General features: G+C 73.0%; 21 protein-coding genes. 8 read left to right on the top strand and 13 right to left on the bottom strand.

The window, feature by feature from the left end:
- On the top strand, positions 1-2,343 hold a 2,343-nt coding region (locus ACWGIG_RS16085; RefSeq protein WP_453322215.1), incomplete at its 5' end, for an ABC transporter permease.
- Between the two features lie 128 nt (positions 2,344-2,471).
- Here the strand turns inward: ACWGIG_RS16085 and ACWGIG_RS16090 are convergent.
- Together ACWGIG_RS16090 and ACWGIG_RS16095 are read right to left on the bottom strand one after the other, a co-directional pair.
- Positions 2,472-2,948, bottom strand: a complete 477-nt coding sequence (locus ACWGIG_RS16090; protein ID WP_453322216.1) for an ATP-binding protein — start codon at positions 2,946-2,948, stop codon at positions 2,472-2,474.
- Positions 2,949-3,108: 160 nt separating this feature from the next.
- A complete protein-coding gene (locus ACWGIG_RS16095) occupies positions 3,109-3,390 on the bottom strand; it encodes a hypothetical protein (RefSeq protein WP_453322217.1) in 282 nt (93 codons plus the stop codon).
- A gap of 364 nt (positions 3,391-3,754) precedes the next feature.
- On the opposite strand from ACWGIG_RS16095, the gene ACWGIG_RS16100 reads away from it, so the two are divergent.
- A complete protein-coding gene (locus ACWGIG_RS16100) occupies positions 3,755-4,909 on the top strand; it encodes a PLP-dependent cysteine synthase family protein (RefSeq protein ID WP_453322218.1) in 1,155 nt (384 codons plus the stop codon).
- A gap of 34 nt (positions 4,910-4,943) precedes the next feature.
- On the opposite strand, the gene ACWGIG_RS16105 is transcribed toward ACWGIG_RS16100, so the two are convergent.
- Both ACWGIG_RS16105 and ACWGIG_RS16110 read right to left on the bottom strand, forming a co-directional pair.
- On the bottom strand, positions 4,944-5,432 hold the full coding sequence (locus tag ACWGIG_RS16105; protein ID WP_453322219.1) for an SRPBCC family protein: 489 nt from the start codon (positions 5,430-5,432) through the stop codon (positions 4,944-4,946).
- A gap of 74 nt (positions 5,433-5,506) precedes the next feature.
- Entirely contained in the window at positions 5,507-6,346 is an 840-nt protein-coding gene (locus ACWGIG_RS16110; RefSeq protein WP_453322220.1) for a DeoR/GlpR family DNA-binding transcription regulator, read from the bottom strand.
- A 351-nt stretch (positions 6,347-6,697) separates the two neighbouring features.
- Here ACWGIG_RS16110 and ACWGIG_RS16115 point away from each other — a divergent pair, with 351 nt between their 5' ends.
- The gene (locus ACWGIG_RS16115; protein ID WP_453322221.1) at positions 6,698-9,115 is read left to right on the top strand and encodes a hypothetical protein; all 2,418 of its coding nucleotides are present in this window, start codon (positions 6,698-6,700) and stop codon (positions 9,113-9,115) included.
- Here ACWGIG_RS16115 and ACWGIG_RS16120 read toward each other — a convergent pair.
- The 4 genes from ACWGIG_RS16120 to ACWGIG_RS16135 form a co-directional block, all read right to left on the bottom strand.
- On the bottom strand, positions 9,085-11,493 hold the full coding sequence (locus ACWGIG_RS16120; RefSeq protein WP_453322222.1) for a right-handed parallel beta-helix repeat-containing protein: 2,409 nt from the start codon (positions 11,491-11,493) through the stop codon (positions 9,085-9,087). The genes ACWGIG_RS16115 and ACWGIG_RS16120 overlap by 31 nt on opposite strands.
- A 102-nt stretch (positions 11,494-11,595) precedes the next feature.
- Positions 11,596-12,258 (bottom strand): Rv1733c family protein, encoded by a 663-nt coding sequence (locus tag ACWGIG_RS16125; RefSeq protein ID WP_453322223.1) that lies wholly within the window; start codon positions 12,256-12,258, stop codon positions 11,596-11,598.
- Positions 12,259-12,353: 95 nt separating this feature from the next.
- Positions 12,354-13,190, bottom strand: a complete 837-nt coding sequence (locus ACWGIG_RS16130) for an MOSC domain-containing protein (RefSeq protein ID WP_453322224.1) — start codon at positions 13,188-13,190, stop codon at positions 12,354-12,356.
- 91 nt (positions 13,191-13,281) lie between these two features.
- Positions 13,282-13,836 carry a DUF6643 family protein gene (locus ACWGIG_RS16135; RefSeq protein WP_453322225.1) on the bottom strand — a complete coding sequence of 185 codons (555 nt, stop codon included), beginning with the start codon at positions 13,834-13,836 and terminating at the stop codon, positions 13,282-13,284.
- 179 nt (positions 13,837-14,015) lie between these two features.
- Here ACWGIG_RS16135 and ACWGIG_RS16140 point away from each other — a divergent pair, with 179 nt between their 5' ends.
- Entirely contained in the window at positions 14,016-15,395 is a 1,380-nt protein-coding gene (locus ACWGIG_RS16140) for a TerD family protein (RefSeq protein ID WP_453322238.1), read from the top strand.
- A 7-nt stretch (positions 15,396-15,402) separates the two neighbouring features.
- On the opposite strand, the gene ACWGIG_RS16145 is transcribed toward ACWGIG_RS16140, so the two are convergent.
- Entirely contained in the window at positions 15,403-16,581 is a 1,179-nt protein-coding gene (locus ACWGIG_RS16145; RefSeq protein WP_453322226.1) for a glycosyltransferase, read from the bottom strand.
- A gap of 107 nt (positions 16,582-16,688) precedes the next feature.
- On the opposite strand from ACWGIG_RS16145, the gene ACWGIG_RS16150 reads away from it, so the two are divergent.
- Both ACWGIG_RS16150 and ACWGIG_RS16155 read left to right on the top strand, forming a co-directional pair.
- On the top strand, positions 16,689-17,516 hold the full coding sequence (locus ACWGIG_RS16150; protein WP_453322227.1) for a glutamate racemase: 828 nt from the start codon (positions 16,689-16,691) through the stop codon (positions 17,514-17,516).
- Positions 17,494-18,060, top strand: a complete 567-nt coding sequence (locus ACWGIG_RS16155; RefSeq protein WP_453322228.1) for a hypothetical protein — start codon at positions 17,494-17,496, stop codon at positions 18,058-18,060. Before ACWGIG_RS16150 ends, ACWGIG_RS16155 begins: the two co-directional genes overlap by 23 nt.
- 46 nt (positions 18,061-18,106) lie before the next feature.
- Here ACWGIG_RS16155 and ACWGIG_RS16160 read toward each other — a convergent pair whose 3' ends face one another.
- A complete protein-coding gene (locus ACWGIG_RS16160) occupies positions 18,107-19,186 on the bottom strand; it encodes an O-antigen ligase family protein (RefSeq protein WP_453322229.1) in 1,080 nt (359 codons plus the stop codon).
- Between the two features lie 272 nt (positions 19,187-19,458).
- On the opposite strand from ACWGIG_RS16160, the gene lnt reads away from it, so the two are divergent.
- The gene (gene lnt / locus ACWGIG_RS16165; RefSeq protein WP_453322230.1) at positions 19,459-21,096 is read left to right on the top strand and encodes an apolipoprotein N-acyltransferase; all 1,638 of its coding nucleotides are present in this window, start codon (positions 19,459-19,461) and stop codon (positions 21,094-21,096) included.
- Positions 21,097-21,114: 18 nt separating this feature from the next.
- On the top strand, positions 21,115-21,636 hold the full coding sequence (locus tag ACWGIG_RS16170; protein WP_453322231.1) for an NUDIX hydrolase: 522 nt from the start codon (positions 21,115-21,117) through the stop codon (positions 21,634-21,636).
- Positions 21,637-21,775: 139 nt separating this feature from the next.
- On the opposite strand, the gene ACWGIG_RS16175 is transcribed toward ACWGIG_RS16170, so the two are convergent.
- From ACWGIG_RS16175 to dhaK, 3 genes are read right to left on the bottom strand one after another with little or no spacing between them, the layout of a single operon-like run.
- The gene (locus ACWGIG_RS16175; RefSeq protein ID WP_453322232.1) at positions 21,776-22,231 is read right to left on the bottom strand and encodes a PTS sugar transporter subunit IIA domain-containing protein; all 456 of its coding nucleotides are present in this window, start codon (positions 22,229-22,231) and stop codon (positions 21,776-21,778) included.
- Complete coding sequence (gene dhaL / locus ACWGIG_RS16180; protein WP_453322233.1) at positions 22,228-22,857, bottom strand: dihydroxyacetone kinase subunit DhaL; 630 nt, start codon at positions 22,855-22,857, stop codon at positions 22,228-22,230. The genes ACWGIG_RS16175 and dhaL overlap by 4 nt, the downstream gene beginning before the upstream one ends.
- Positions 22,858-22,903: 46 nt before the next feature.
- Entirely contained in the window at positions 22,904-23,896 is a 993-nt protein-coding gene (dhaK, locus tag ACWGIG_RS16185) for a dihydroxyacetone kinase subunit DhaK (RefSeq protein WP_453322234.1), read from the bottom strand.
- Positions 23,897-23,938: the final 42 nt, after the last annotated feature.

The raw sequence follows: 23,938 nt of genomic DNA on the forward strand, positions 1-23,938 counted from the left end.
GGCCAGGACTCCCGCCGGCCCGTCCCCACCTCGCTCGTCGACACCATCGGCAAGGTGCCGGGGGTCGCCGCCGTCGTCCCCGGGATCCAGGGCACGGGCCAGCTCATCGGCTCCGACGGCAAACCCGTCGGAGGCCAGGGCCCGCCCACCCTCGCGGGCAACTGGATCGACGACCCCGAACTCAACCCGTACCGGCTCGCCGAGGGCCGGGTCCCGGCAGCCACCGGCGAGGTCGTCGTCAACAGGGCCGCGGCCGAGGCAGGAAAGCTCCGCATCGGCGACACGACGACGCTGCGCACCCCCGACCCCGTCCGCGTCACCCTGGTCGGCCTGGCCACCTTCGGCGGCGAGGACGGCATGGCCCAGGTCACCTACACCGGCATGACCCGCGCCGACGCCGAGAAGTACCTCGCGCCGAAGCCGGGCACGGCCGCCACCATCCAGGTCAGGGCGGGCCCCGGGACCGGCCAGCAGCAGCTCGTGGACGCCCTGGCGCCCGTACTGCCCAAGGGCGTCGAGGCCCTCACGGGACAGGCGTCCGTGACCGAGAGCCAGGACATGATCTCGGGCCTGTTCCTGAGCCTGTTCACCACGCTCCTGCTGGTCTTCTCCGGAATCGTGCTGCTCGTCGCGACGTTCTCCATCCACAACACCTTCGCGATCGTCGTCGCCCAGCGCACCCGGGAGAACGCCCTCCTGAGGGCGCTGGGCGCGGAACGGCGACAGGTGGTCGCCGCCACCCTGACAGAGGCCGCGGCCGTCGCCGTGCTCGCCTCCGCGGCAGGACTGCTCATCGGCATCGGGATCGCGCTCGGTCTGCGGGCACTCTTCCCGGTCATCGGATTCCCCTTCCCCGAAGGCGAGTTGGTGGTGAGCGCCCTGTCGATGACGCTACCGCTGCTCGTGGGCGTCCTCGTCTGTCTCGGATCCGCGCTGCTGCCCGCCGTACGGGCCGGCCGCACCGCACCCCTCGCCGCCCTGCGGGAGACCGCCGTGGACGGATCGGGCACCTCCCGCACCCGCGCCGTCGTCGGTACGGTCCTGGGGCTCGCCGGGGTCGTCGTCATCCTGCTCGGTGTGCTCGCCACGCCCTCGCTCGTACTCTCGGCCACGGGCGCCGTCCTGGCACTCGCCGCGTTCGTGGTGCTCGGCCCCATCGCGTCCGCGTCGGCCGTACGGATCCTGGGCGCGCCACTGGACCGGCTGCGCGGCGTCACCGGCGGCCTCGCCCGGCGCAACGCGCTGCGCAGCCCGGGACGCACCGCGGCGACCGCGAGTGCCCTGATGATCGGCGTCGCCGTCGTCTCCCTCTTCACCGTGTTCGGGTCGTCCCTGAAGGCGACCATGGACCAGACGGTGTCGCGCTCCTTCGCGGGCGACCTCGCCGTCAGCACCCCGTCCTTCGGTGCGGGCGGCAGCGGCCTCAGCCCGGAACTGGCCCCCGCGCTCGCGGCGCTCCCCGAGGTGGAGACCGCCGTCGGACTGGGCGGGGGAGTGGCGAAGGCGGACGGTGCGGGACGCGCCCTGACCATCACCGACCCGGCCGCACTGAGCCGCGCCTTCGACCTCGGGAGCGTCGAAGGATCGTTCGGCGGACTCGGAACGGACGGGCTCGCCGTCTCGCGCACCGAGGCGGACAAGCGGGGCTGGCACACCGGCAGCACCGTCCGGCTCGCCTTCACCGACGGGCAGCGGCAGACCTTCACCGTACGGGCGCTCTACACGGAGTCGGAGCTCGCGGGCGACTACGTACTCACCCGGCAGGCCTGGGCCCCGCACAGCGGCCGGGAGGCCGACCGGCTCGTCTCCGTCACCTTCGAGGAAGGCGTCGACGGCGCCGCGGGCAAGGCCGCCGTGGAGCGCGCCGCCGCCGCGTACGGAAACCCGGAGGTGCAGACCCGGGACGAGTACGCGCGGTCCGCTGCGGGAGCCATCGACATGATGCTCACCCTCGTCTACGCCCTGCTCGCGCTCGCCGTACTGATCGCACTGCTGGGCATCGCCAACACGCTCACCCTCGCGCTGCACGAACGCACCCGGGAACTCGGCCTCTTGAGGGCGGTCGGCCAGACCCGCGCCCAGCTGCGTGCCATGGTCCGCTGGGAGTCGGTGCTGGTCGCCGCCTTCGGCACGGCGGGCGGGCTCGCCCTCGGCGTGCTCCTGGGCTGGGTACTGGTCCGGGCGTCCGGAGACACGGGCAGCGCCGCCTTGGTGTTCGCCGTGCCGCCGGTGCAGATCGCGGTGGTGGTCCTGGTCGGCGTCGCCGCAGGAGCGCTCGCCGGATGGCGACCTGCCCGAAGGGCGGCCCGCCTGGACGTACTCCGGGCCATCGCCACGTCCTGACGCGGACGTACCGAGGGTCCTCGCCACGTCAGGCGGCACGGTGACGTGACGGCGGAGGGCCGGCCGGAGGGGGGCCGGCCGACCCGCCGTTGCAGAGCCCGGTCGGCCCCGCTGTGTGCAGAGCCCGGTCAGCCCACTGCGGCGGAACGGGCCTGCGCGGTGCGTTTCTTGCGCTCGCGCCCCGGGTGCGGCGCCACCGCCACCGTGGCCCCGGGCGCGGGCAGGGCGAACCAGACGGTCTTGCCCGAAGCGCCCTGTGGGCGTACGCCCCAGCTCTCGCTGACCGCCTCGATCAGCGCCAGACCGCGCCCGCCGGTGTCGAGCAGACCGGGGTCGCCCATCGTCGGAAGGGTCGGGTCGTGGTCGTGGACGGACACCGTGAGCCGGCCGAGCAGCAGCTCGATCTCCACGGTGCAGATCTTGTCCGGCTGGGCGTGCCGGTGGACGTTGGTCAGCAGCTCGGTGACTCCGAGCGCCGCCTGGTCTATCAAGGGGTCCAGATGCCAATAGCGCAGTTGCGCCGATACGATCCTGCGGACTTGGCCGATCCGCGACGGCAGGGCTTGGAGCTCCACCGTGCAGTGCCTACTGGGCTGGCTGATCACGGCTGCGACTCCCCGATTGAGGTCGGAAGACGGTCGAAGACGATCCGGGTGCCGGGGTCCGGCCCGGCGGTGGACTGGATCACAGCGTCACCGCCTTGGCACCCTGTGTGAGGTACCGCCAGGGTCACCCGGCGCGCACCCCCGCGCAACTCGCGTCGCCTCAGCCACGTGCACCGCGCAGCGTTTCGAGGAGGCGCCCGCCCGGCTCGGCCATCGTCAGGCGGTAGCGGATCCCGTTCAGCCTGGCCACCATCCGGCCCTTTCCGGCGAACCACGGCCGGCCCGCCGTGACCGACTCCAGCGGAGCGCTGTCGATCGTGCCGCCGTCACTTCTCAGCAGGGCGAGAGTGCCGTCCCGCACCAGGACCTGACCCGCCCTGGTGAGCGAGCGCGGCCACCGCTCTATCCGTACGCCCAGCGCGCTGAAATCGGGCTCTGCCATTGTGTGTTCGCCCCCTTCCCGTGAGCCCCCGTGTCCTGTCGATCCCTACTGCTGCGCAGTCTGCACGGGGGCGGGCGCGCGCACCAGAGGCGAGGGGACGCCGACGGTGGTGTGCCCGGATCCGCACCCCCGATCGGTCTGCCCGCGAGCGGCGGAACCGTAACCCTAGGGAGCCCTATGGGTGCCCAAAGTGAACGTTTGTGCAGGTGGGCGGCTTAAAGTGGCGAGTGGGAGGCTGCCGTGCCGCGTGCCCATGCCGCAGGCACGGCTGTCGCGCGGCGTGCCCATGCCGCAGGCACAGCATCCCGACGCAACCGTACGGAACCGCACGGCACAGCACGGAAGAGCACGAGGAGTGGCGCGGATGAGCAGCATCGACCCGGCAGAGCACGACGGCCCCCGGGTGGCCGGCGTACCCGTCGCCGTACCCACCGTCGACGTGGACCGCAGCGATCCGGAGTACCGGGCCTGGCTCAAAGAGGCCGTGCGCAAGGTGCAGGCGGATGCCAACCGGTCCGCCGACACCCACCTGCTGCGCTTCCCGCTGCCCGAGCACTGGGGCATCGACCTGTACCTCAAGGACGAGTCGACGCATCCGACCGGCAGCCTCAAGCACCGGCTCGCCCGCTCGCTGTTCCTGTACGGGCTGTGCAACGGCTGGATCCGGCCGGGGCGCCCCGTCATCGAGGCGTCCAGCGGATCCACCGCCGTCTCCGAGGCGTACTTCGCGAAGCTGATCGGCGTGCCGTTCATCGCCGTGATGCCGCGCACCACCAGCGCCGAGAAGTGCCGCCTGATCGAGTTCCACGGCGGCCGGTGCCACTTCGTGGACGACTCGCGCAAGTTGTACGAGGAGTCCGCCCGACTCGCGGCGGAGACCGGCGGCCACTACATGGACCAGTTCACCTACGCCGAGCGGGCCACCGACTGGCGCGGCAACAACAACATCGCCGAGTCGATCTACCAGCAGCTGAAGCTGGAGCGCTTCCCCGAGCCCAGCTGGATCGTCGCCACGGCCGGCACCGGCGGCACCTCCGCGACCATCGCCCGGTACGTGCACTACATGCAGTACGACACCTTCATCTGCGTCCCCGATCCGGAGAACTCCTGCTTCTTCGACGGCTGGACGCGGGGCGACCCGCTCGCCACGAGTGACTGCGGCTCGCGCATCGAGGGCATCGGACGCCCCCGCATGGAGCCCTCGTTCGTGACCGGCGCCGTCGACCGGATGATGAAGGTCCCCGACGCGGCGAGCATCGCGGCCGTACGTGCCCTGGACGAGGCGCTGGGCCGCAAGGCGGGCGGTTCCACCGGCACCGGACTGTGGAGCGCCCTGAAGATCGTCGCCGAGATGGTGGAGCAGGGGCGCACGGGCAGCGTGGTCACCCTGATCTGCGACCCGGGCGACCGCTACCTCGACAAGTACTACTCGGACGACTGGCTCGCCGAGCAGGGACTCGACATCGCTCCGTACGCGGCGGCCATAGAGAAGTTCCTGAAGACCGGCGTCTGGCCGTAGGCGCCGGCGCCAAGTCCCTTACGCGCCAAGTCCCTCAATCCGAAGGCCGGCCGGCCCGCTCCGCCGTCAGGCGTACGTCCAGCTCGCGCACCGCGTCGCGTAACGCGCGCCCCACCCCGGGGCGGGCCGCCCGCAGCACGAGCCGCAGCGGCGCAGGGCCGTCCACCGCCATCGTCCACTGCACCCGGGTCGCGGCCCCCGTCGGCCAGATCCGCCACTCCTCCAGCATGGCCCGCACACCGGGTGCGTTGGAGAGGTCGACCCGGTAGGCGTAGCGCTTCGACGGCTCCGCGGCCAGGACCGTCTCCATGAACTTGGTGCCGCCCCTGAGGTGCACCTCGCGGCCCTCCGCAGTCGGCCGGGCGAACGTCACGGCCGAGAACCAGCGGGGCCACTCGGCGGTCTCGTCGGCGAGCGCCCGGTACACGTCCTCGGGCGGCGCGGAGACCTCGGCGGCGAAGACCAGGCGTACGGGTGCGGACTCGGCGAAGTCGAGGCCGACGCCCCGGAGTTGGCGGGCCATGCGGGGTACCTCCGGCGTGAGGGAACTGCTGGCGCGTGCGTGTGCGTGTACGCGCAAAGATAGTTGACGTGCTGTCAGTTGTCGTCGGGGTGGGCGACCGTCGCGTCCTCGCCGGCCACGACCAGTCCCGGCAGGTGCTCCGCCATCTCCTCGCGCGCCGCCGCGAGAAGCCCCTGGTCCGTGACGAACGCGTCCACCTGGTCCAGCGTCGCGAAAGAACTCAGTCCCACCGTCCCCCACTTGGTGTGGTCCGCGACCACCACCACCCGGCGCGCCGAGCCCACCAGGCGCCGGTTCGTCTCCGCCTCCGCGAGGTTCGGCGTGGAGAGACCCGCCTCCACCGATATCCCGTGCACCCCGAGGAAGAGCACGTCGAAGTGGAGCGAGGCGATCGCCTGGTCCGCGACCGGCCCGACGAGCGAGTCCGAAGGGGTGCGCACGCCGCCGGTGAGCACCACCGTCGCGGCCCCGGTGCTGTCGCCGCCCGCCTGGCGCGCCGTGTGGAACACGTCCGCCACCCGCACCGAGTTGGTCACCACCGTCAGGTCCGGCACGTCAAGAAGGTGCCGGGCCAGGGCGTACGTCGTGGTGCCCCCCGAGAGTGCGATGGCACTGCCCGGCACCGCCATCGCGGCGGCGGCCCGGGCGATGTCCTCCTTGGCGGACAGCTCCAGCGCCGACTTCGCCTCGAACCCGGGCTCGTGGGTGCTCGCCTCGACCACCGGCACCGCACCGCCGTGCACCTTTTCCACGACCCCCTGCCGGGCGAGCGCGTCGAGATCGCGGCGCACCGTCATGTCGGAGACGTTCAGGCGCCGGGTCAGCTCGTTGACCCGCACCCCGCCGCGGCGCCGTACCTCGTCGAGGATGAGGGCGCGGCGCTGTTCGGCGAGCAGGTTCTGATTCTCGGTCACTGCGGGCCCCGGTCCTTTCCACGTCGCCGTAAGGGTTGCTCATCCTCGCACGGGCGGCAATGCGCCTCCACTGCCGGTGGGCGGTGCGGTGCCATGCACATTTCATGGGGGCGACTCGCGAAGAATGTGCGTCGGGGGTGGGCAGCGGGGGCCCTCTCCGGGATGCTGAAAGCCCCACCGTCAAGCACCCGCGCCGGCCCTCCGGGAACGCCCCGGTCCGCCGGCCCTCCGGAAAGTCCCACGGCAACGTGGCCGTGCACCGCCTCGCCACCGCTCTGCCGCTCCACCCCTCCCTTTCTCCTCCTCCCCTCCCCACCCCACTCCTCGCACCCGCACGAGAGCGAGTCCGCAGTGCCCTCTGTCCCCACCGCCCCGGACGGTCCCGCTCCGGACGCACTCGCCCCGGATCGGCCCGCCCCGGAGGGCCCCGTCGCCGACGGCCCCGTGCCCGCCCTCGAACTCCTCGTCCACGGCGTCGGCGGGTCCACCCCGCAGGACATGCTCGGCGACCCCCGCACCGTCCGCGTCAGCGGCGACGGCACCGCCGCGGTCTTCCGCCGCACCGAGGACGCCGACGCCGAGGACCGGCCCGCCGACTACCGCGACAAGCCGATCCCCGAGGCGTACGTCTGGTCCAACCTCACCTCGGGCAACGGCATCCGGGCACTCTGGCTGCTCCTGCTCCCCTTCATGGTCGTCAACCTCGCCCACTGGATGCGTCCCACCACCGAAGGCCACACCCGCACCATAAGGATCTACGGCGTCCTGGTGCGCCTCCTCGCCCTCACCCTCACCCTGCTCCTGGTCGCCGCCGCCTGCGAAGTCGCCATGGACCTCACCGCCTGGCAGTGCGCGGGCTCGGCCGCCTGCTCGGGGAAGAAGTCCTGGCTCGGGTTCCTGTCCGCCGCGAACGGCGGCTGGTGGAGCCAGCCGGGCCGCCGCATCGCGCTGGCCGCCCTGGTGCCCGCCGCCCTCACCGGACTGCTCTGGTACCTCTCGCACCGCACCTGGAGCGCGTACGAGTCCCAGCAGCCGCTGCCGGTCTCCGAATCCGCCGACCCCGAGGGCGCCGCCGCCCCCGCACTCGGCCGGCCCGGCTTCTGGTACGGACGCAGGCTCGTCGCCCGGCTGCGGGCCGCGCACACCGCCGCCGGATTCCTCGTCGTGGCCGCCGCCCTCACCCTCGCCACCGCGCGCCACGACCGGTCGGCCGCGAACTCCGTCCTCGACGCGTGCGGTTGGGCACTCCAGGGCCTGCTCGCGGCCGGCTTCGCCGTGGCGCTCTGGGTGATCTGCCGACGCGGACGCAGCGAGTCCCGCTTCGACCTGGTCCTCGACCGCACCCTGGTCACCGTGCTGCCCGCCACCGCGCTCACCGGACTCGTACTGGCCGTGCTGTACGCCGGCTGGTCCCGGCCCGGCTGGAAGTCGTCCGGCCAACTCACCGGCGGAGCACGCGCGTTCGGCATGCTGGCGCTCTCCCAACTGGTGCTGGTCCTCGCGCTCGCCGCCGTCGCGCTCGCCCTGCACCACCGCGCGCCCGTCGCACGTACCTCCATGCGCGGACTCGGCGGACCCGCCGTCGCCATGCTGGCCTGCGCGCTCGGCGGCGTCATGTCGGGCGGCGTCGCCCAGCGCGTCGCCGACTGGCTCGACGGCCCCGGCACCCCCGGCATGGCCACCGGCCCCGCCGACGCGGTGATCGGCCCGCCCGTCCTGCTGACCTGGCAGGCCTCCGTCATCCCGCCGCTGCTGTGCGTACTGCTCCTGCTGGCCGTCCACTACGGCGTCCGCACCTGGCGCACCCGCAGCGCCCTGGCCGCCCGCGTCGAGGCCGACTACCCCGGCGAGAACCCCGACCCGGTCAGGACCGGCCGCATCGCCCTCACCCGCGCCGCGGCCGCCCTCACCGACCACGCCCCCCGCATGACCGCCGCCCTGTCCGGTACGGCGCTGGCGCTCGGCGCCGTCGCGCTCCTCGGCGCGTACCTGTACGACGAGGTGCCCGGCCGCGCCGCCAAGGGCACGCCCACCCCCGTCGAAGCCCTCGCGCACACCTCGCAGGCCCTCGGCTCCTGGCTGATCGGCTTCGGGTTCCTGCTCTTCGTCACCTGGGGTCGGCGCGCCTACCGCGACCCCAAGGCCCGGCGCACCATCGGGATCCTGTGGGACGTCGGCACCTTCTGGCCGCGCGCCGCCCACCCCTTCGCGCCGCCCTGCTACGCGGAGCGCGCCGTCCCCGACCTCACCTGGCGGATGGCCACCTGGACCGAACGCACCCAGGGCCGCCTCGTCATCTCCGGCCACTCACAGGGCAGCGTCCTGTCCGCGGCAGCCGTCTGGCAGCTCCCGCGGCACACCCGCCGCCGGGTCGCCCTGCTCACCTACGGAGCCCCGCTGGAGCGGCTGTACGGACGCTGGTTCCCCGCCTACTTCGGGCCGTCCTGCCTGCGCCACCTGCACGACGAGGTGGACTGCTGGCGCAACCTCTGGCGGCACACCGACCCGATAGGGGGCCCGGTCCGCGTCGTGCCCGACGAGGACCGCCACCCGGTGGACCACGACGCACTGCTCGACCCGCTCGCGTACGGCCGCACCCGTGAACACCCGCTGCCCGCACCGATACTGGGCCACTCCGACTACCAGGCGGACCCGGTCTTCGCCGCCGAGCGCGACAAGCTCCTGGACCGGCTGCCGCCCCCGTCGTTGCCCCGCCAGCAGGCCAACGGCGCTGCGGATCAGGGCAGTTCGGGCAGGTCGTCCGGGTAGAGCAGCGTCAGGTCGTCCGTGGACACCTCGGTGAACTGGGCGACTCGGCCCGCGTGCCGCTCCACCATCGACTCGAAGGTCTGCCTGGCGGTCCGGCCGTTGCCGAAAGCCGGGCCCTTGGGCAGCGCCGTGAAGTACTTCAGCAGCGCCTCAGGAGTGCCCGTTCCGAGCCGGTACTCATGGTCGTCGGCCTGCTGCTCGACGATCCGCAGCAGCTCGTCCGGCTCGTAGTCGGAGAAGGTGATGGTCCGTGAGAAACGGGACGCCACACCGGGGTTGACGGTAAGGAAGCGTTCCATCTCCACCGTGTAGCCCGCCACGATCACCACCACCGCCTCCCGGTGGTCCTCCATCAGCTTCACCAGGGTGTCGATGGCCTCCTTGCCGAAGTCCCGGCCGGAGTCCTCGGGAGAGAGCGCGTACGCCTCGTCGATGAACAGCACCCCGCCGCGCGCCCTGTCGAACGCCTCCTGGGTGCGGATCGCCGTCGACCCGATGTGCTCGCCCACCAGGTCCACCCGCGACACCTCGACGAGATGGCCGCGCTCCAGCACCCCGAGGGAGGCCAGGATCTCGCCGTACAGCCGGGCCACCGTGGTCTTGCCGGTGCCGGGGGAGCCGGTGAACACCAGGTGCCGGCGCACCGACGCCGCCTTGAGGCCGGCCTCCTGCCGCCTGCGCCCGATCTCGATCATGTCCGTGAGGGCGCGCACCTCCCGCTTGACGCTCTCCAGGCCCACCAGTGCGTCGAGTTCGCCGAGCACGTCCTGCGAGGCGCGGGCCGGGTCCGCCGAAGGGGACTCGGGCGCGGCGGCCGTCGTGGGCTGCGAGGGGATGTTCGAGAGCAGCCCGGGGGACTGGGTCGCGGTCAGGACCACCGGCGGCGGCGCGGCAGCGGCCGAGGCCTTCGCGGCGCTCTCGTCGCTGGTGCAGTCCTCGACGACGGGACCGTCCTCGGCGAACTCGTAACCGCCGCGCGCGCACCGCTCGGTGCGGCAGCGCGTGAGCGTCGTACGGCAGCCGTCCATCACGTGGAAGCCGTAGCCGCTGCTGCCGGTCACCCGGCAGTTGTGGAAGGTGCCGCGGCCCTCGGCCGAGACGTAGAAGCCCGACTCGGCGGGGGAGGTGACCGTGCACCGCTCGATGCGCGGGTCGGCGCCCTTGGTGACGATCACGCCCGTCTGCACGGCGTCGATCGTGCAGCCCGCGAGGGTGCCGCCGCTGCCGTGGTCGCGGAACCAGGCCCCCGTCGACGCCTCTTTGATGCGGCAGTCGTCGAGCTGGGCGATCGCCCCGTCGCTCACCGACACGGCGGTGTTGCGCACCTGGGAGAGGTCGCTGTCGACGACGTCGGCGCGCGAGCCCCGGTCCAGGACGAAGAGGGCGTCCGGTACGTCGTGGACGCGGCAGGAGTTCAGGACGACGCTCGCGCCGTCGCTGACCCACACCGCCGGGTAGTCGCCCGTACTGTCGTGGATCTCACAGCCGTTGGCGTCCACACGCGTGCCCGGGTCCCACACCGAAAGGCCGTTGCGGCCGAAGCGGCGCACCGTCGAGCGCGACAGCGTCAGCACCGCGCGCCCGCGCAGATCGACGGCGTTCTCCGGGATGTCGTGGATGTCGCAGTCGGACAGCGTCAGCACCGCGTCCGTGTCCAGCGTGACGCCGTCCGCCGAAGTCCGGTGCACCGCACACTCCTTGAGGTGCCCGGCGCCGCGCGAGGTGATCTGCACGCCGGTGCCCTTCACCTCGTACACCTCGCAGCCGATCGCCTCGACGGCGGAGCCCTCGCCGGTCACCGCGAGCCCCGAGCCCGAGGTGTGATGGATCCTGCACCGCTCCAGCCGGGGGTGCGCGCCCCCGCTGACCGAGACGCCGGCCTGGCCCGCCGCGACGACCTCGCAGTCCTCGAAGAGGCCGCCCGAATTCTCCAGCACGCCGATGCCGACACCGCCGGGGTTGTCGATCGTGCAGCGCCGCACCGTCGGTCTGGCGCCGCCGCGCACCTCGATGCCGACGGCCGAGCGCGTCACGATGCGCAGGCCCTCCAGCTCCGGAGTGCCGTCCTCGATCAAGAGGGTGGGCGCGGCCGAGTCCTGGCCCTCCAGGCACAGTTCCTGTACGACGGCGGAGGCGCGCACCGTCAGCGCGACGCCGTCGACCGGGGCGATCCGCACCGACCCGGCGCCGCCCTCGGGGGCGCGCAGCGTCACCGCGCGCCGTACGACGAGGTTCTCCCGGTACGTACCCGGGGCGATGGTGAGGACGTCACCGTCCCCCGCGGCCTCCAGAGCGGCGGCGAGGGAGTCGTACTCACCCGTGCGGCGCCGCCACCTCGAAGTGCCCGAGTGCGTCACCTGGACCGTGCCCTGTGCCATGGCGTTGCCGTGCCCCCACCTCGTACGTCCCGCTGTTCGCTTCGATCTCGCTGCACCACCGTAGCGCGCGGGGGAAGCGGCAGTTGACCGGTCCGGGCGACGTCAGCCGCCCGCGCCCGTGCGGCCCCATTCGGGACCGGCCTTCGCCCACGCCCGGTCGAGGTGCTCGTACCGCCGTTGCACCAGACGGCGTACGACCAGGAGCCTGGCGCCGTGCGCGAGGCCCCCGGCCAGGGCTGCCGCGCCGATGCCCGTGAGCGCGGCCTGGACGGCGGCCGTGGAGGCGTCCACGGGGCGGTTCACGATCCGGCCGCGGTCGTCGGTCCACAGCGGGAACGTGTCCCCGGGGTCCGCCGTCCTGCGGGCCGTCGTCGCCCTCCCCGTGTGTCTGCTGCCGTCGTACGCGGTCCAGCGGGCCAGCACACCGACGGGGCCCGGGTACCCGGCGCCCGCCTCGGCCTCGCCGTAGGTGCGCTGTTCACGCAGCGGACGCAGCACCAGGCCCGTCGTCGCGTGCCGCTCCTGCTGCTGGACGCGCACCGCGTGCTGGAGGGAGGCGTTGGCGCGCAACCCGACGGCCAGGCCGGCGGCCGGGGCGGCGAAGACGATCAGCAGGAGCGCGCCCAGCGCCACCCAGGCCTCCACGAGATCGGTGCCGCGCCGCAGCGGGCTGTCCCGCCAGCGCCACACGCCCGAAGCCGTCCAGTGCCTCCGGTCGGACCGCGTCCGCCGCGCCGCCCGCGACGGCCCCTCCGCTGCATGCACAGTCCCGTGCCCCTTCCGCGTCCGTTCAACGCGCCTGCCGCATCAGCGAGTTCCCGGAAGGGGATGTGCTCATTCGGCCGAATCGGGACAGAACTCTATGCGCCCTCGACGGTCACCGGGTCACCGATCCGCAGCACCCCGGTGCCCTCCGGCACCAGGTTCTGGCCGAAGACCAACCGGCTGCCGAACCTGCGGTGCTTCGCGAGCGTGCGCAGCGGCTCCTTGCCGCGCTCGGACGTGGCCTGGTCCGTGGTGGTGACGACGCAGCGTCCGGACGGTTTCGCCACCCGGAAGGAGACCTCGCCGACGGTGATCCGCCGCCAGCCGTCCTCGGCCCAGGGGGCCGGCCCGTCCAGCACCACATTCGGCCGGAACCGGTTCATCGGCAGCGGGCCCTCGTCCGGCATGTCGCCCTGGGCTATCAGGGAGTTGAGGGCGTCCAGCGAGGACAGCGTGGTGACGAGCAGCGGGTAACCGTCGGCGAAACTCACCGTCTCGCCCTCGCGCGCGAAGTCGGGGTCGACGGGGCGGCGGTGCGCCGGGTCGTCCATGTGCACCAGCCGCGCCTCAGTGCCCAGGTAGGCGCTCCACCAGGCGTCGGCCGCCGAACCGGCGTGCACCGCCTCGTACTTCTCGCCGAACAGCAGCACCGGGACCGTCCGCACGGGATCCGGGACGGCCACCTCCAAGGGGTCGAGGCCCGGAGCGGACAGCCGGACCGCACCGCCCGGCAGCGGCTCGGACGCCGCCAGCGCCAGCCGCGCGTGCTCGCGCTGAGTGATCCCCTTCCCCGACGCATCGGTCAGCAGCCATCTGCGGTCCCCCGCAGGCCCCCAGGGCTCGACCGTCATCGCGCGGGGTGCGCAGCCCCGCGTCGCCTTCACCGGATAGACGTGCAGCGAGTGCACCGACACCTGAACAGATTTAGCCATGCTGTCCATCCTGCCAGCAGGCTCGGACAACCGTCCGAGCCCGCTGTGCACCTCCCGACGTGCCCGTGCCTGCGGCGGCCCCGGTCGCTCCCTAGTAGCCCCGACCGCCCTGCTGGTACTGGCGGTTGTACGGGTCCTCGTACGGTGCGGCGGCGGGCGCGGGACGCGGAGCGACCGGACGCATCGCCTCGTACCCGGCGGGCGCGACGGGACGCTGCGGCTGCTGCCCCTGCGGTGCGACCGGGCGCTGCGGCTGCGGGCGCTGCATCTGCGGGGGCTGGGCGCCCGGGTAGCCGCGCGGCGGGCCCGCCTGCTGCGGAATGTAGGGCACCGGCGCGTTCTGGAGCTGCGGGACGGGAGCCTGCTGGAGATGCGGCGCCTGCTGGTACTGCGCGGGCATCTGCTGCTGCGCGGGCTGGGGGTAGCCGTACGCGGGCTGAGGGTGCGAAGGTGCGGCCGGCAGCGCGGGGAGAGCGGACGGCAGGGCCGGCAGGTAGCTGTTGCCGGTGTCGTACATGGCGGGCACCCGGATCGGGGCGATCTGGGGCGTACCGCGCTCGGCGACCAGGGAGTCGTAGATCGGGGTGTCCGGGAAGGACGGGGCGGAGTAGTAGCCGCCGCCATAGGTGGCGCGGGGGGAGGTCATGGCACATAAGTTAAGCCCAAGATGTTCTGGTTGGGGAGCCCGATAAGAGGGTTGTTTTGCGTGTTGTGAGTGGCTCAGGGTCACTAATCAGAGCGAACTTGGGAAAATCGGTCGTCTTGTAGCGTTCGGATCGTGTAAGGAACGGTCTATTTCGACTCGTGATGGGGGCGAGCATGTCCATGCTTAAGGGAACCAACGTGCCGGTGCCGGCACAGTCCGTGAGGGTCGAGGTCGGCCGCCGATCGGGACCGGGAGTGCCCGACGTCGACGCGTCGGCGCTGCTGCTCACCGGCGGCCGGGTGCGCTCGGACGCCGACTTCGTGTTCTACAACCAGCCCGCGCACGCCTCGGGGGCGGTCCGGTACGACGGCAAGCAGCCGGGCGGTGACGGGGTCGTGACGGACACCCTCTCCGTCGACCTCGCACGTGTGGAGAGCGCCGTCGAGACCGTCGTGGTGGCCGCGTCCGCCGACAGCGGCAGCTTCGGACAGGTGCCCGGCCTGTACGTACGCGTGCTCGACGCGGCGAGCGGTGCGGAGATCGCCCGCTTCGACAGCCAGGACGCCACCGTCGAAACGGCGTTCGTGCTCGGGGAGCTCTACCGGCGCCAGGGTGCCTGGAAGTTCCGGGCGGTGGGGCAGGGCTACAGCAGCGGCCTCGAAGGACTCGCGACGGACTACGGCATCACGGTCGACGAACCGCAGCATGCGGCCCCCGCGCCCGCGCGCACTCCTGCACCCGCGCCTGCCGCTGCGCCCGCGCCCGCTCCTGCTCCTGCGGCGCCCGCGTGGCCCGCAGCGCCGTCGGCCCCGGCCGCCTCGCAGACCCCCGCCTGGCCCTCGGCGCCGACGCCGTCCCACGCCACGCCGCCTCCAGCCCCGGTGGCCCCCGCGCCCGCCCCCGCGGCTGCGCCCGCCCCCGTACGGCTGACCAAGGTCACGCTCACCAAGGCCTCGCCGACCGTCTCCCTCGCCAAACAGGGCGGCACCGGCGGGGCGATGCGCGTCAACCTCAACTGGGAGTCCCGCAAGCAGTTCAAGGGCTGGGGCAGCAAGCTCGGCCGGGCGATGGCCCAGCACTCCGACCTCGACCTCGACCTGTGCGCCCTGTACGAACTCTCCGACGGCCGCAAGGGCGTGGTGCAGGCCCTGGGCAACGCCTTCGGCTCCCTCAACCAGCCGCCGTACATCCTTCTCGACGGCGACGACCGCACCGGAGCGCTCTCCTCCGGCGAGAACCTCACCGTCAACCTCGACCACAAGGACCAACTGCGCCGGGTGCTCATCTTCGTGACCATCTACGAGGGCGCGCGCTCCTTCGCAGACCTGCACGCCACGGTGACCCTCACCCCGCACAACGGCGCCCCGATCGACTTCTCGCTCGACGAGTGCACCGTGCCCTCGACCGTCGCGGCCCTCGCCCTGATCAGCTACGAGAACGGCGACCTCACGGTCCGCAGGGAGGCCCAGTATCTGGTGCCACAGCGCGGAGTGAGCCCGCAGCGCACGGTCGACCAGGCCTACGGATGGGGCATGAACTGGACCCCCGGCCGGAAGTGAGTGCCCCTCAGCGGTCCGGCGCGGCCTCGGGACGGGCGTACGTACGCCCCTTCCAGGCCGCGCCCCGACCCCGGTGGTGCTGCACGGCCGAGTCCACCGTCATCAGCGCGTACAGCAGCGCCGTGAACGGCAGCAGCGGCGCCGTCGCGAGCGAGAGCCGGTAGTAGCGCAGCATCGGGAGGAACGTCCCCGTCATCACCGCCCACGCCGCGAACCCCGCCCACCCGGCCGCGGTGTCCCCGGTCAGCAGCCCGGCGCCCAGTGCGTACGGCGGTACCAGATACACCAGCGCGAGCCCGGCCACCGTCCCGAACAGCAGCAGCGGGTTGTGCCGCAGTTGCGCGTACGCGCTGCGCGACACCATCCGCCACAGATCGCCGAGCCCCGGGTAGGGGCGCACGCTGTCCACCCGCTCGGCGAGCCCCAGCCAGATCCGCCCGCCGCCGCGCCGCACGACCCGGGCCAGCGCCACGTCGTCGATCACCGCACCCCGGATCGACTCCGGCACGCGCGCACGCTCCGCCGCCTCCGTACGCAGCAGTACGCACCCGCCCGCCGCGGCGGCCGTCCGCGCACCTTCGCGGTTGATCCACCGGAACGGATACAGCTGCGCGAAGAAGTACACGAAGGCAGGGACGACGAGGCGCTCCCAGAAGCTCTCGACGCGCAGCCGGGCCATCTGCGACACCATGTCGAAGCCGCCGCCGCGGGCCGAGGCCACCAACTCCCGCAGGCTGTCCGGCTCGTGGGCGATGTCGGCGTCCGTCAGCAGCAGGTACTCCGGGCTGCTCGCGCGGGCCAGCTCGATCCCGTACCGCACCGCCCACAGCTTTCCCGTCCAGCCGGGTCCCGGGTCGCCGGGGGAGACCACCGTCAGCGGCAGCCCGCCGTACCGCCCCGACAGGGCGCGCGCCAGCTTTCCCGTGCCGTCGCTGCTCCCGTCGTCCACCAGGATCACCTCGGCGCCGCCCGGATAGTCCTGGGTCAGCAGCGACGGCAGGCTCCGCGGCAGCACCGCCGCCTCGTCGCGCGCGGGCACGACCACGGCGACGTACGGCCACCGGCCCTCGGGCGGCTCGGCCCGGTGCGGCAGGCGCTGGTCGGTGCGCCAGAAGAAGCCCTGGCCGAGGAGCAGCCACAGCCAGACGGTCAGCGATCCCACAGCGATCCACGCGACGACGCTCACCCGTCGCAGTCTGCCGCAGGAAGGAGCCCTTCCGGGAACATTCGACGCCCGCGCCTGCGCGGGAGGGGCAGGCGTGCGTGGTTTCCCCTGTCGCATAAAGTGACCGGGTGAAGATCGCGCTCATGGACTCCGGAATCGGACTGCTCGCAGCGGCGGCGGCGGTGCACCGTCTGCGGCCCGACGCAGACCTGGTCGTCGCCTCCGACCCCGACGGAATGCCCTGGGGGCCACGGACCCCGCAAGACATCACGGAGCACGCCCTCGCCGTCGCCAGGGCCGCCGCCGCGCACGAGCCGGACGCGCTGATCATCGGCTGCAACACCGCCACCGTGCACGCGCTGGACGCGATCCGCGCCGAGCTGGAGCCGCGGATCCCGGTCATCGGCACCGTCCCCGCGATCAAGCCCGCGGCTGCGGGCGGCGGCCCCTTCGCGATCTGGGCGACCCCCGCCACCACCGGCAGTCCCTACCAGCGCGGGCTGATCCGCGACTTCGCGGCGGGCGTCGAGGTCACCGAGGTGCCCTGCCCGGGCCTCGCGGACGCCCTGGAGGTCGCCGACGAGGCGGGCATCGACCGGGCGGTGGCTGCCGCCGCCGCCCTCACGCCGCCCGATGTAAGGACCGTCGTCCTGGGGTGCACCCATTACGAACTGGTCGAGGACCGGATCCGCACCGCTCTCCAGCAACCGGACGCCCCGAGTCCGTTGGTGTTGCTGGGGTCGGCGGAAGCGGTCGCGGCACAGGCACTTCGCCGGGCCGGCGCCGAGCCGGCCCCGGCTGCGGATCCCTCCTCCCACCTCACCGTTCTCCTCAGCGGACGCCTGTCCGCCACCCTCACGGCCCCGGCCCTCGCCTACACGGAGGGCCGTCTGCTGGCTGCCATGACCGCCGATCGTGAGTACGCTGCTGTACATGAGGGAAATCCCCCGGGCTGACGGTCTCCCGAGCGAGCCCGCCCCCAGCGCGAAGACCTGGACCGGCCGCGCGACGAACCGCGTGCAGTGGCTGCTCTCGGCCGCGGGCGCGGCGTTCCTGGCGCTCGGCATCGAACTCGCCGTCGACTCCTCGTGGGTTTCCGGCATCATTCCGCTCCTGATGGCGGTCGTCGGCTGCGTCGCCGCCGGCGTACTGATCATCTTCGGGACGCTCGCCTTCGTCCACGTCGCGGTGAAGGTCGACGACCACGCCCTGGAGGTGCGCTGCGGCCACATCGGGCTGCCGCGCCGCCGCATCCTGCTCGCGCACGTGATCGGCGCCGAGTTCGCCCCGCGCGTCACCCCGCGCCAGTGGGGCGGCTGGGGCTACCGCTGGCGGCCCGAGCAGGGCATGGCGGTGGTGGTCCGCCGCGGTGAGGCCCTGGTGCTGAAGCTGGGCGACGGACGGACGTTCACGGTCACCGTCGACGACGCTGCCGGCGCGGTCCGAGCCGTCCGGGACCGACTCCGCCTCGACACGGCGGGCAACAGGCCGGGCGCCTGACGCACCTGGGGCCGGCCCAACGGCGTCCGATGCGTGCGGGTCCGGTCTACCGCCGCTCTCCGCGTTCCCGCTCCTGCGCGGGCGCGTCAGATGTGCCGGTCGGCTGGAGCCGTGCCGTGGCCAGTCCCGCCAGCAGCGCCGCCCCCGCCGTCACCGGGGTGAAGCTCAGCGCGTTGCCGATGCTGGCCAGGGCGGCCAGGGCCGTCAGCGCGGCACCCGCGGTCAGCACGACGGGAGTGGCCCGGGGCGAGCGCCACAGGCCGTACATCAGCCAGCAGTAGGCCGCGCCCAGCAGCACCACGCCCACCACCCCCTGCTCGGCCGCCTGCTGCAGCGGCGCCGAGTGCGGCTTGCCGTCCGAGTTGATGGTCTGGCGGGCGACCTGGCTCAGGCCGCCGAACCGGTCGGGCCCCACCCCGAGCAGCGGGTTCTCCTTCGCCATGCCGAGCGCGTCCTGCCAAAGACCCACCCGGTTCGGGGTGAGCTGCCCCTGCAAGGACACGGTCAGCCCGTCCGGAAGCACGTCCTCCGCGACCGCCCACGACGCCCCGGCTACCAGCACCGCCGCCACCACGAGCCCCGCCAGGCCGAGCAGCCTCCGCCGCATCCGTACCGCAGCGAGCGAGCACAGCAGCACCCCCAGCGCCGCCACGAACCCGGCCACCGACCCCAGCGCGAGCGCCACCGCAGCCACCGCGAGAGCCACCAGCCGCAGCAGCACCCGTACCCACGGCACCCGCGCCGCCCCGGCAGCGATGCACGCCGCACCCGCTGCGAGCACCAGCAGCGCCGCCGCCGCACCCGTGTGCCCCGGGGCCGGGGAGGCGATCGCACCCGGCATGCCCTCCCGGGACGCCAGCGTCAGCCCGAGGGCACCGAGCGAGAGCCCGGTCGCGGCGAGCACCGGCAGCAGCGTGCCGAAGATCCGGCCGCACGCGTACCCGGCGGCGACCGCGAACACCGCGAGCAGCACCCCCTCCGGCCGTGCGTCCCGCCCGGCCGCGCAGATCAGCGACCAGACGGCGCACACGCCCAGCACGACGGCGCCCGCCACGTCGGCCAGTCCGCTCCGGTCCCGGGGCTCCCGCACGCCCTCCGGTGCGGGCCTGCCGTTCAGCACGTTCATCCCCGTCGCCCCCCGACCTGTGACGGGCCCCGCCCGCACCGGCCGGAACAGGCCGTGCGGCAGGGACTGGCGCACACGGTAACGGGAGTGGCGGGGGTTTGTGGACGTATCTCACAACATCGTGCAGAAACGATGCATCGCTTACGGGACAACAGCTGTTGCCGACCAGCCCTCGCCGCGTGCCCGCCGCGGCCGTCCGCCGCCGGGCAGCCCCCGTCCGCGTGACGGGACCGCCCTGCTCACGCCCCGGGCGCCACCGTAGACTCCGCCGGGTGAGCACCACCATCACCCCCGCAGCAGCCCCGCCGGAACCTGCCCCGGCCGCATCCCGCCGAGGGCTCTGGCTGGTGCGGTCCGCCGCAGCCGCCCTGTCCGGACTGCTGCTCTACGCGAGCTTCCCGCCCCGGCCCCTGTGGTGGCTGGCACTGCCCGCCTTCGCCCTGCTCGGCTGGGCCCTGCACGGGCGGCGGCTGCGCGCCGGGTTCGGGCTCGGCCTGCTGTCCGGGTTCGGCTTCCTCGTACCGCTGCTGTCCTGGACGGGCGAAGAGGTCGGCCCCGTGCCGTGGCTCGCGCTCGCCCTCCTGGAGGCGCTGTTCCTCGCCCTCGTCGGCATGGGCGTCGCTGCGACGTCGAAGCTGCCGGCCTGGCCGGTGTGGGCGGCCGGACTGTGGATCGTGGGGGAGGGGCTGCGCGCCCGGCTGCCCTTCGAGGGCTTCTCCTGGGGGAAGATCGCCTTCGGGCAGGCGGACGGGGTGTTCCTGCCGCTGGCCGCCCTCGGTGGCACGCCCCTGCTGGGCTTCGCCGTCGCCCTGTGCGGGTTCGGCCTCCATGAGGCGGTGCGCCAGTTCGTCTCGTACCGCAGCAGCCTTCCGGACGGCAGTCCTACGGCCCGCAGTCTTACGGACCGCGGGACGAGGACCGTCCCGCGTGCGGGCGTCGCGGCGGCGGCGCTCGCCGTCCTCGTCCCCCTCGTGGCGTCGCTCGCCGCCCGCCCCCTCCTCGACGACTCCGCCGAGGACGGCACCGCCACCGTCGCCCTCATCCAGGGCAACGTGCCGCGCCTGGGCCTGGACTTCAACGACCAGCGGCGCGCCGTCCTCGACAACCACGCCCGCCGCACCGAGCAGCTCGCCGCGGACGTGAAGGCCCACAAGGAACCCCGGCCCGACTTCGTGCTCTGGCCGGAGAACTCCTCCGACCTCGACCCGTACCGCAACTACGACGCCCGCGGCGTCATCGACCGGGCCGTCAAGAAGATCGGCGTCCCCGTCGCGATCGGCGCCGTCCTCACCCCGGACACCGGCAAGCTGCGCAACACCCTCATCCAGTGGGACCCGGAGCGCGGCCCCGTCGACACGTACGACAAGCGGCACATACAGCCGTTCGGCGAGTACATGCCGATGCGCGACTTCGCCCGCAACTTCAGCTCCGACGTGGACCGGGTGCGCCGCGACTTCGGCCCGGGCAAGAAGGTCGGCGTCTTCGACATGGCGGGCACCAAGGTCGGCCTGGTCACCTGTTACGAGGCCGCCTTCGACGACGCGGTACGGGACACCGTCGTGCACGGCGGCCAGGTCATCGCCGTACCCAGCAACAACGCCACCTTCGGCCGCAGCGAGATGACCTACCAGCAGCTCGCCATGAGCCGGGTGCGGGCGGCCGAGCACGGCAGGGCCGTCCTGGTGCCCGTCACCAGCGGCGTCAGCGCGGTCATCCAGCCCGACGGCAAGGTCGTCCAGCAGACGAAGATGTTCACCCCGGACGCACTCGTCGCCGAGGTCCCGTTGCGCTCCTCGCTCACCCCCGCCACCCGCGTCGGCATCGCTCCTGAGGTCGTCATCGGGCTGCTGGGTGCGGCCGGTCTCGCGTGGGCCGTCGCCCGATCAGTACGTGCACGGTGCACCAAATAGCTCCATTAGGGTCTTTTCATGGCTACTCCCGATTTCATCAAGAACATCCGCACCACCGCCGGTCACCAGCTGCTCTACCTCCCCGGCGTGACGGCCGTCGTCTTCGACGACGAGGGCCGGGTGCTGCTCGGCCGGCGCTCCGACAACGGCGAGTGGTCGGTCGTCGGCGGCATCTCCGACCCGGGTGAGCAGCCCGCGCAGACGGCGGTGCGCGAGGTGTTCGAGGAGACCGCCGTCGAGTGCGAGGTGGAGCGCGTCGTCCTCATCCAGACCCTCAGGCCGGTGCAGTACGACAACGGCGACATCTGCCAGTTCATGGACGTCACGGTGGCCTGCCGGGCAACCGGCGGCCAGGCCCGGGTCAACGACGAGGAGTCCGTGGAGGTCGGCTGGTTCCCGGTCGACGCGCTCCCCGAGATGCGGGAGTTCGCCACCTTCCGGATCAAGCAGGCCCTCGCGAACGAGCCGACCTGGTTCGCGCCCGCCGAGGATTCGACGCCGGGCGTGGCGGGCGTGGGCGTCACGCCCGCGGGCCACTGACGACTGTCGAGGGCCGCTCCCGAGGCCCGTTCCCGGGGCCGCCTTCCGAGGGTGCCTCCCGGGGCCGCTTCCGAGCCGCTTCCGCGGGCCGCCGACGGTACGGGCACACAGGGCGCCCGCACCGCCCGGGGAAGGACCGTCAGACCTTCCGGTAGGCGTACGCCTCGGAGGCCGCCGCCTCGACGGCGTCCAGCGGCGCCCCCGCCGAGGCGGTGACGACTGCGGCGACCGCACCCTCGACGAACGGCGCGTCCAACAGCCGGGTGCCGGACGGCAGTTCAGCCACCCCGCCCCCGTCCGCGTCATCGCTGTCGCCGTCATCGGCGAGCATCGCCTTCACGGTCAGTACGGCACTTCCCAGGTCGACGAGCACAGCCACACCCGCCCCGCGGTCCACCGCCCTGGCGGCCTTGGCGATCAGCTCGGCGCTGGTGCCGAGACCGCCGTCCGCGTCCCCGCCCGCGGCGGCGACCGGAGCGGTCGGCCCGCCGCCCGCGAGCCCTTGCGCGAGTTCGGCGACGGCGGCGGCCACTGCCGCACTGTGCGACACGAGCACCACCCCGACCAGGCTGCTTCCGTCCTCCCGGGCGCTCATACGGTCACCTCGGCGAGAGTGCGGAGCAGCAGCGCCGCCGAAGTGGCGCCGGGATCCTGGTGACCGATGCTGCGCTCACCGAGATAGCTGGCCCGCCCCTTGCGCGCCTGGAGCGGCACGGTGGCCAAGGCGCCGCTCTCGGCGGCATCACGGGCGGCGGCGAAGGCCTCGGGAGCCCGAGCCTGCCCCTCGGCCTGGGACTGCTCCAAAGCCGCCACCCCCGGAAGCAGCGCGTCCAGCATCGTCTTGTCCCCGGCGGCGGCCCCGCCCAACTGCGCCACGGCATCGACACCGGCCCGCAGCGCCTGTGCGAGCTCCGCCACGGACACCTCGCCGCCTTCCCCGAGCGCCTTGCCCGTACGCCGCAGCAGTGTCCCGTACAGCGGCCCCGACGCACCGCCCACCGTCGAGATCAACTGCCGTCCGGCCAGGGCCAGTACGCCACCGGGGGTGCCCGGCGGCTCCTTCTCCAGAGCGGCGGCGACGGCCGTGAAGCCGCGCCGCAGATTGCTCCCGTGGTCCGCGTCGCCGATGGCGGAGTCCAGCTCCGTCAGCCGGTCGGCGGCCTCCTCCACGGCAGTGGCCATGGCGCTCATCCACCGGTGGAAGAACGAAGAATCCAGCACCAATTCCCCTTTCCTGTCCGCTTCTTCCTCCGCGACCCGGGCCATCTCAGCGGCCCCAGCGCAGAGCAGCGGTCTGCACGGGCGCGTCCCACCACCGCAGCAGCTCCTCGTCGACCTGACACAGCGTCACCGAGCAGCCCGCCATGTCGAGGGACGTGACGTAGTTCCCGACGAGGGTACGGGCCACGGGCACGCCGCGCTCGCGAAGGACCCGCTGCACCTCGGCGTTGAACCCGTACAGCTCCAGCAGGGGAGTGGCGCCCATCCCGTTCACCAGGGCCAGCACCGGACCGGTCGGCCGCAGATCGTCGAGCACCGCATCCACCGCGTAGTCCGCGATCTCCCGCGAGGTCATCATCGCCCGCCGCTCGCGCCCCGGCTCACCGTGGATCCCGATCCCCAACTCAAGCTGGCCGGGCGGAAGTTCGAAGGTAGGACTGCCCTTGGCCGGTGTGGAGCAGGCGCTGAGCGCCACCCCGAAACTCCGCGCGGAACCGTTCACCCGCCGCGCCACTTCCGCCACCCGCTCCAGCGGAGCGCCCTCCTCCGCCGCGGCCCCGGCGATCTTCTCCACGAACAGGGTCGCCCCGGTGCCGCGCCGCCCCGCGGTGAACAGGCTGTCGGTCACCGCGACGTCGTCGTTGACGAGCACCTTGTCGACCCGGATGCCCTCCTCCTGGGCCAGTTCCGCGGCCATGTCGAAGTTCAGTACGTCCCCCGTGTAGTTCTTGACGACGAACAGAACCCCCTGTCCCGCATCGACGGCGGCAGCCGCCCGCACCATCTGATCGGGCACCGGCGACGTGAAGACCTCGCCGGGACACGCGGCCGTCAGCATCCCCGGCCCCACGAACCCCGCGTGCAGCGGCTCGTGCCCACTCCCCCCGCCCGAGATGAGCCCCACCTTCCCCTCGACGGGAGCATCCCGCCGCACGACGACCCGGTTCTCCACGTCGACGGCGAGCTCGGGATGCGCGGCGGCCATCCCGCGCAGCGCGTCCGACACGACGGTCTCGGGGACGTTGATGAGCATCTTCATGTGTACCTCCGGGAGATGTGAGAGGGAGGGCCTCTGCATCGC

This window comes from Streptomyces sp. NPDC054863, from assembly GCF_053610825.1.

Excerpts from the sequence above, each read along its gene's own strand:
- ACWGIG_RS16095 (WP_453322217.1), bottom strand. The coding sequence starts at position 3,390 with ATGGCAGAGCCCGATTTCAGCGCGCTGGGCGTACGGATAGAGCGGTGG.
- ACWGIG_RS16100 (WP_453322218.1), top strand. The coding sequence starts at position 3,755 with ATGAGCAGCATCGACCCGGCAGAGCACGACGGCCCCCGGGTGGCCGGC.
- ACWGIG_RS16105 (WP_453322219.1), bottom strand. The coding sequence starts at position 5,432 with ATGGCCCGCCAACTCCGGGGCGTCGGCCTCGACTTCGCCGAGTCCGCA.
- ACWGIG_RS16120 (WP_453322222.1), bottom strand. The coding sequence starts at position 11,493 with ATGGCACAGGGCACGGTCCAGGTGACGCACTCGGGCACTTCGAGGTGG.
- ACWGIG_RS16130 (WP_453322224.1), bottom strand. The coding sequence starts at position 13,190 with ATGGCTAAATCTGTTCAGGTGTCGGTGCACTCGCTGCACGTCTATCCG.
- ACWGIG_RS16135 (WP_453322225.1), bottom strand. The coding sequence starts at position 13,836 with ATGACCTCCCCCCGCGCCACCTATGGCGGCGGCTACTACTCCGCCCCG.
- ACWGIG_RS16140 (WP_453322238.1), top strand. The coding sequence starts at position 14,016 with ATGCTTAAGGGAACCAACGTGCCGGTGCCGGCACAGTCCGTGAGGGTC.
- ACWGIG_RS16155 (WP_453322228.1), top strand. The coding sequence starts at position 17,494 with ATGAGGGAAATCCCCCGGGCTGACGGTCTCCCGAGCGAGCCCGCCCCC.
- ACWGIG_RS16160 (WP_453322229.1), bottom strand. The coding sequence starts at position 19,186 with ATGAACGTGCTGAACGGCAGGCCCGCACCGGAGGGCGTGCGGGAGCCC.
- ACWGIG_RS16170 (WP_453322231.1), top strand. The coding sequence starts at position 21,115 with ATGGCTACTCCCGATTTCATCAAGAACATCCGCACCACCGCCGGTCAC.
- ACWGIG_RS16175 (WP_453322232.1), bottom strand. The coding sequence starts at position 22,231 with ATGAGCGCCCGGGAGGACGGAAGCAGCCTGGTCGGGGTGGTGCTCGTG.
- dhaK (WP_453322234.1), bottom strand. The coding sequence starts at position 23,896 with ATGAAGATGCTCATCAACGTCCCCGAGACCGTCGTGTCGGACGCGCTG.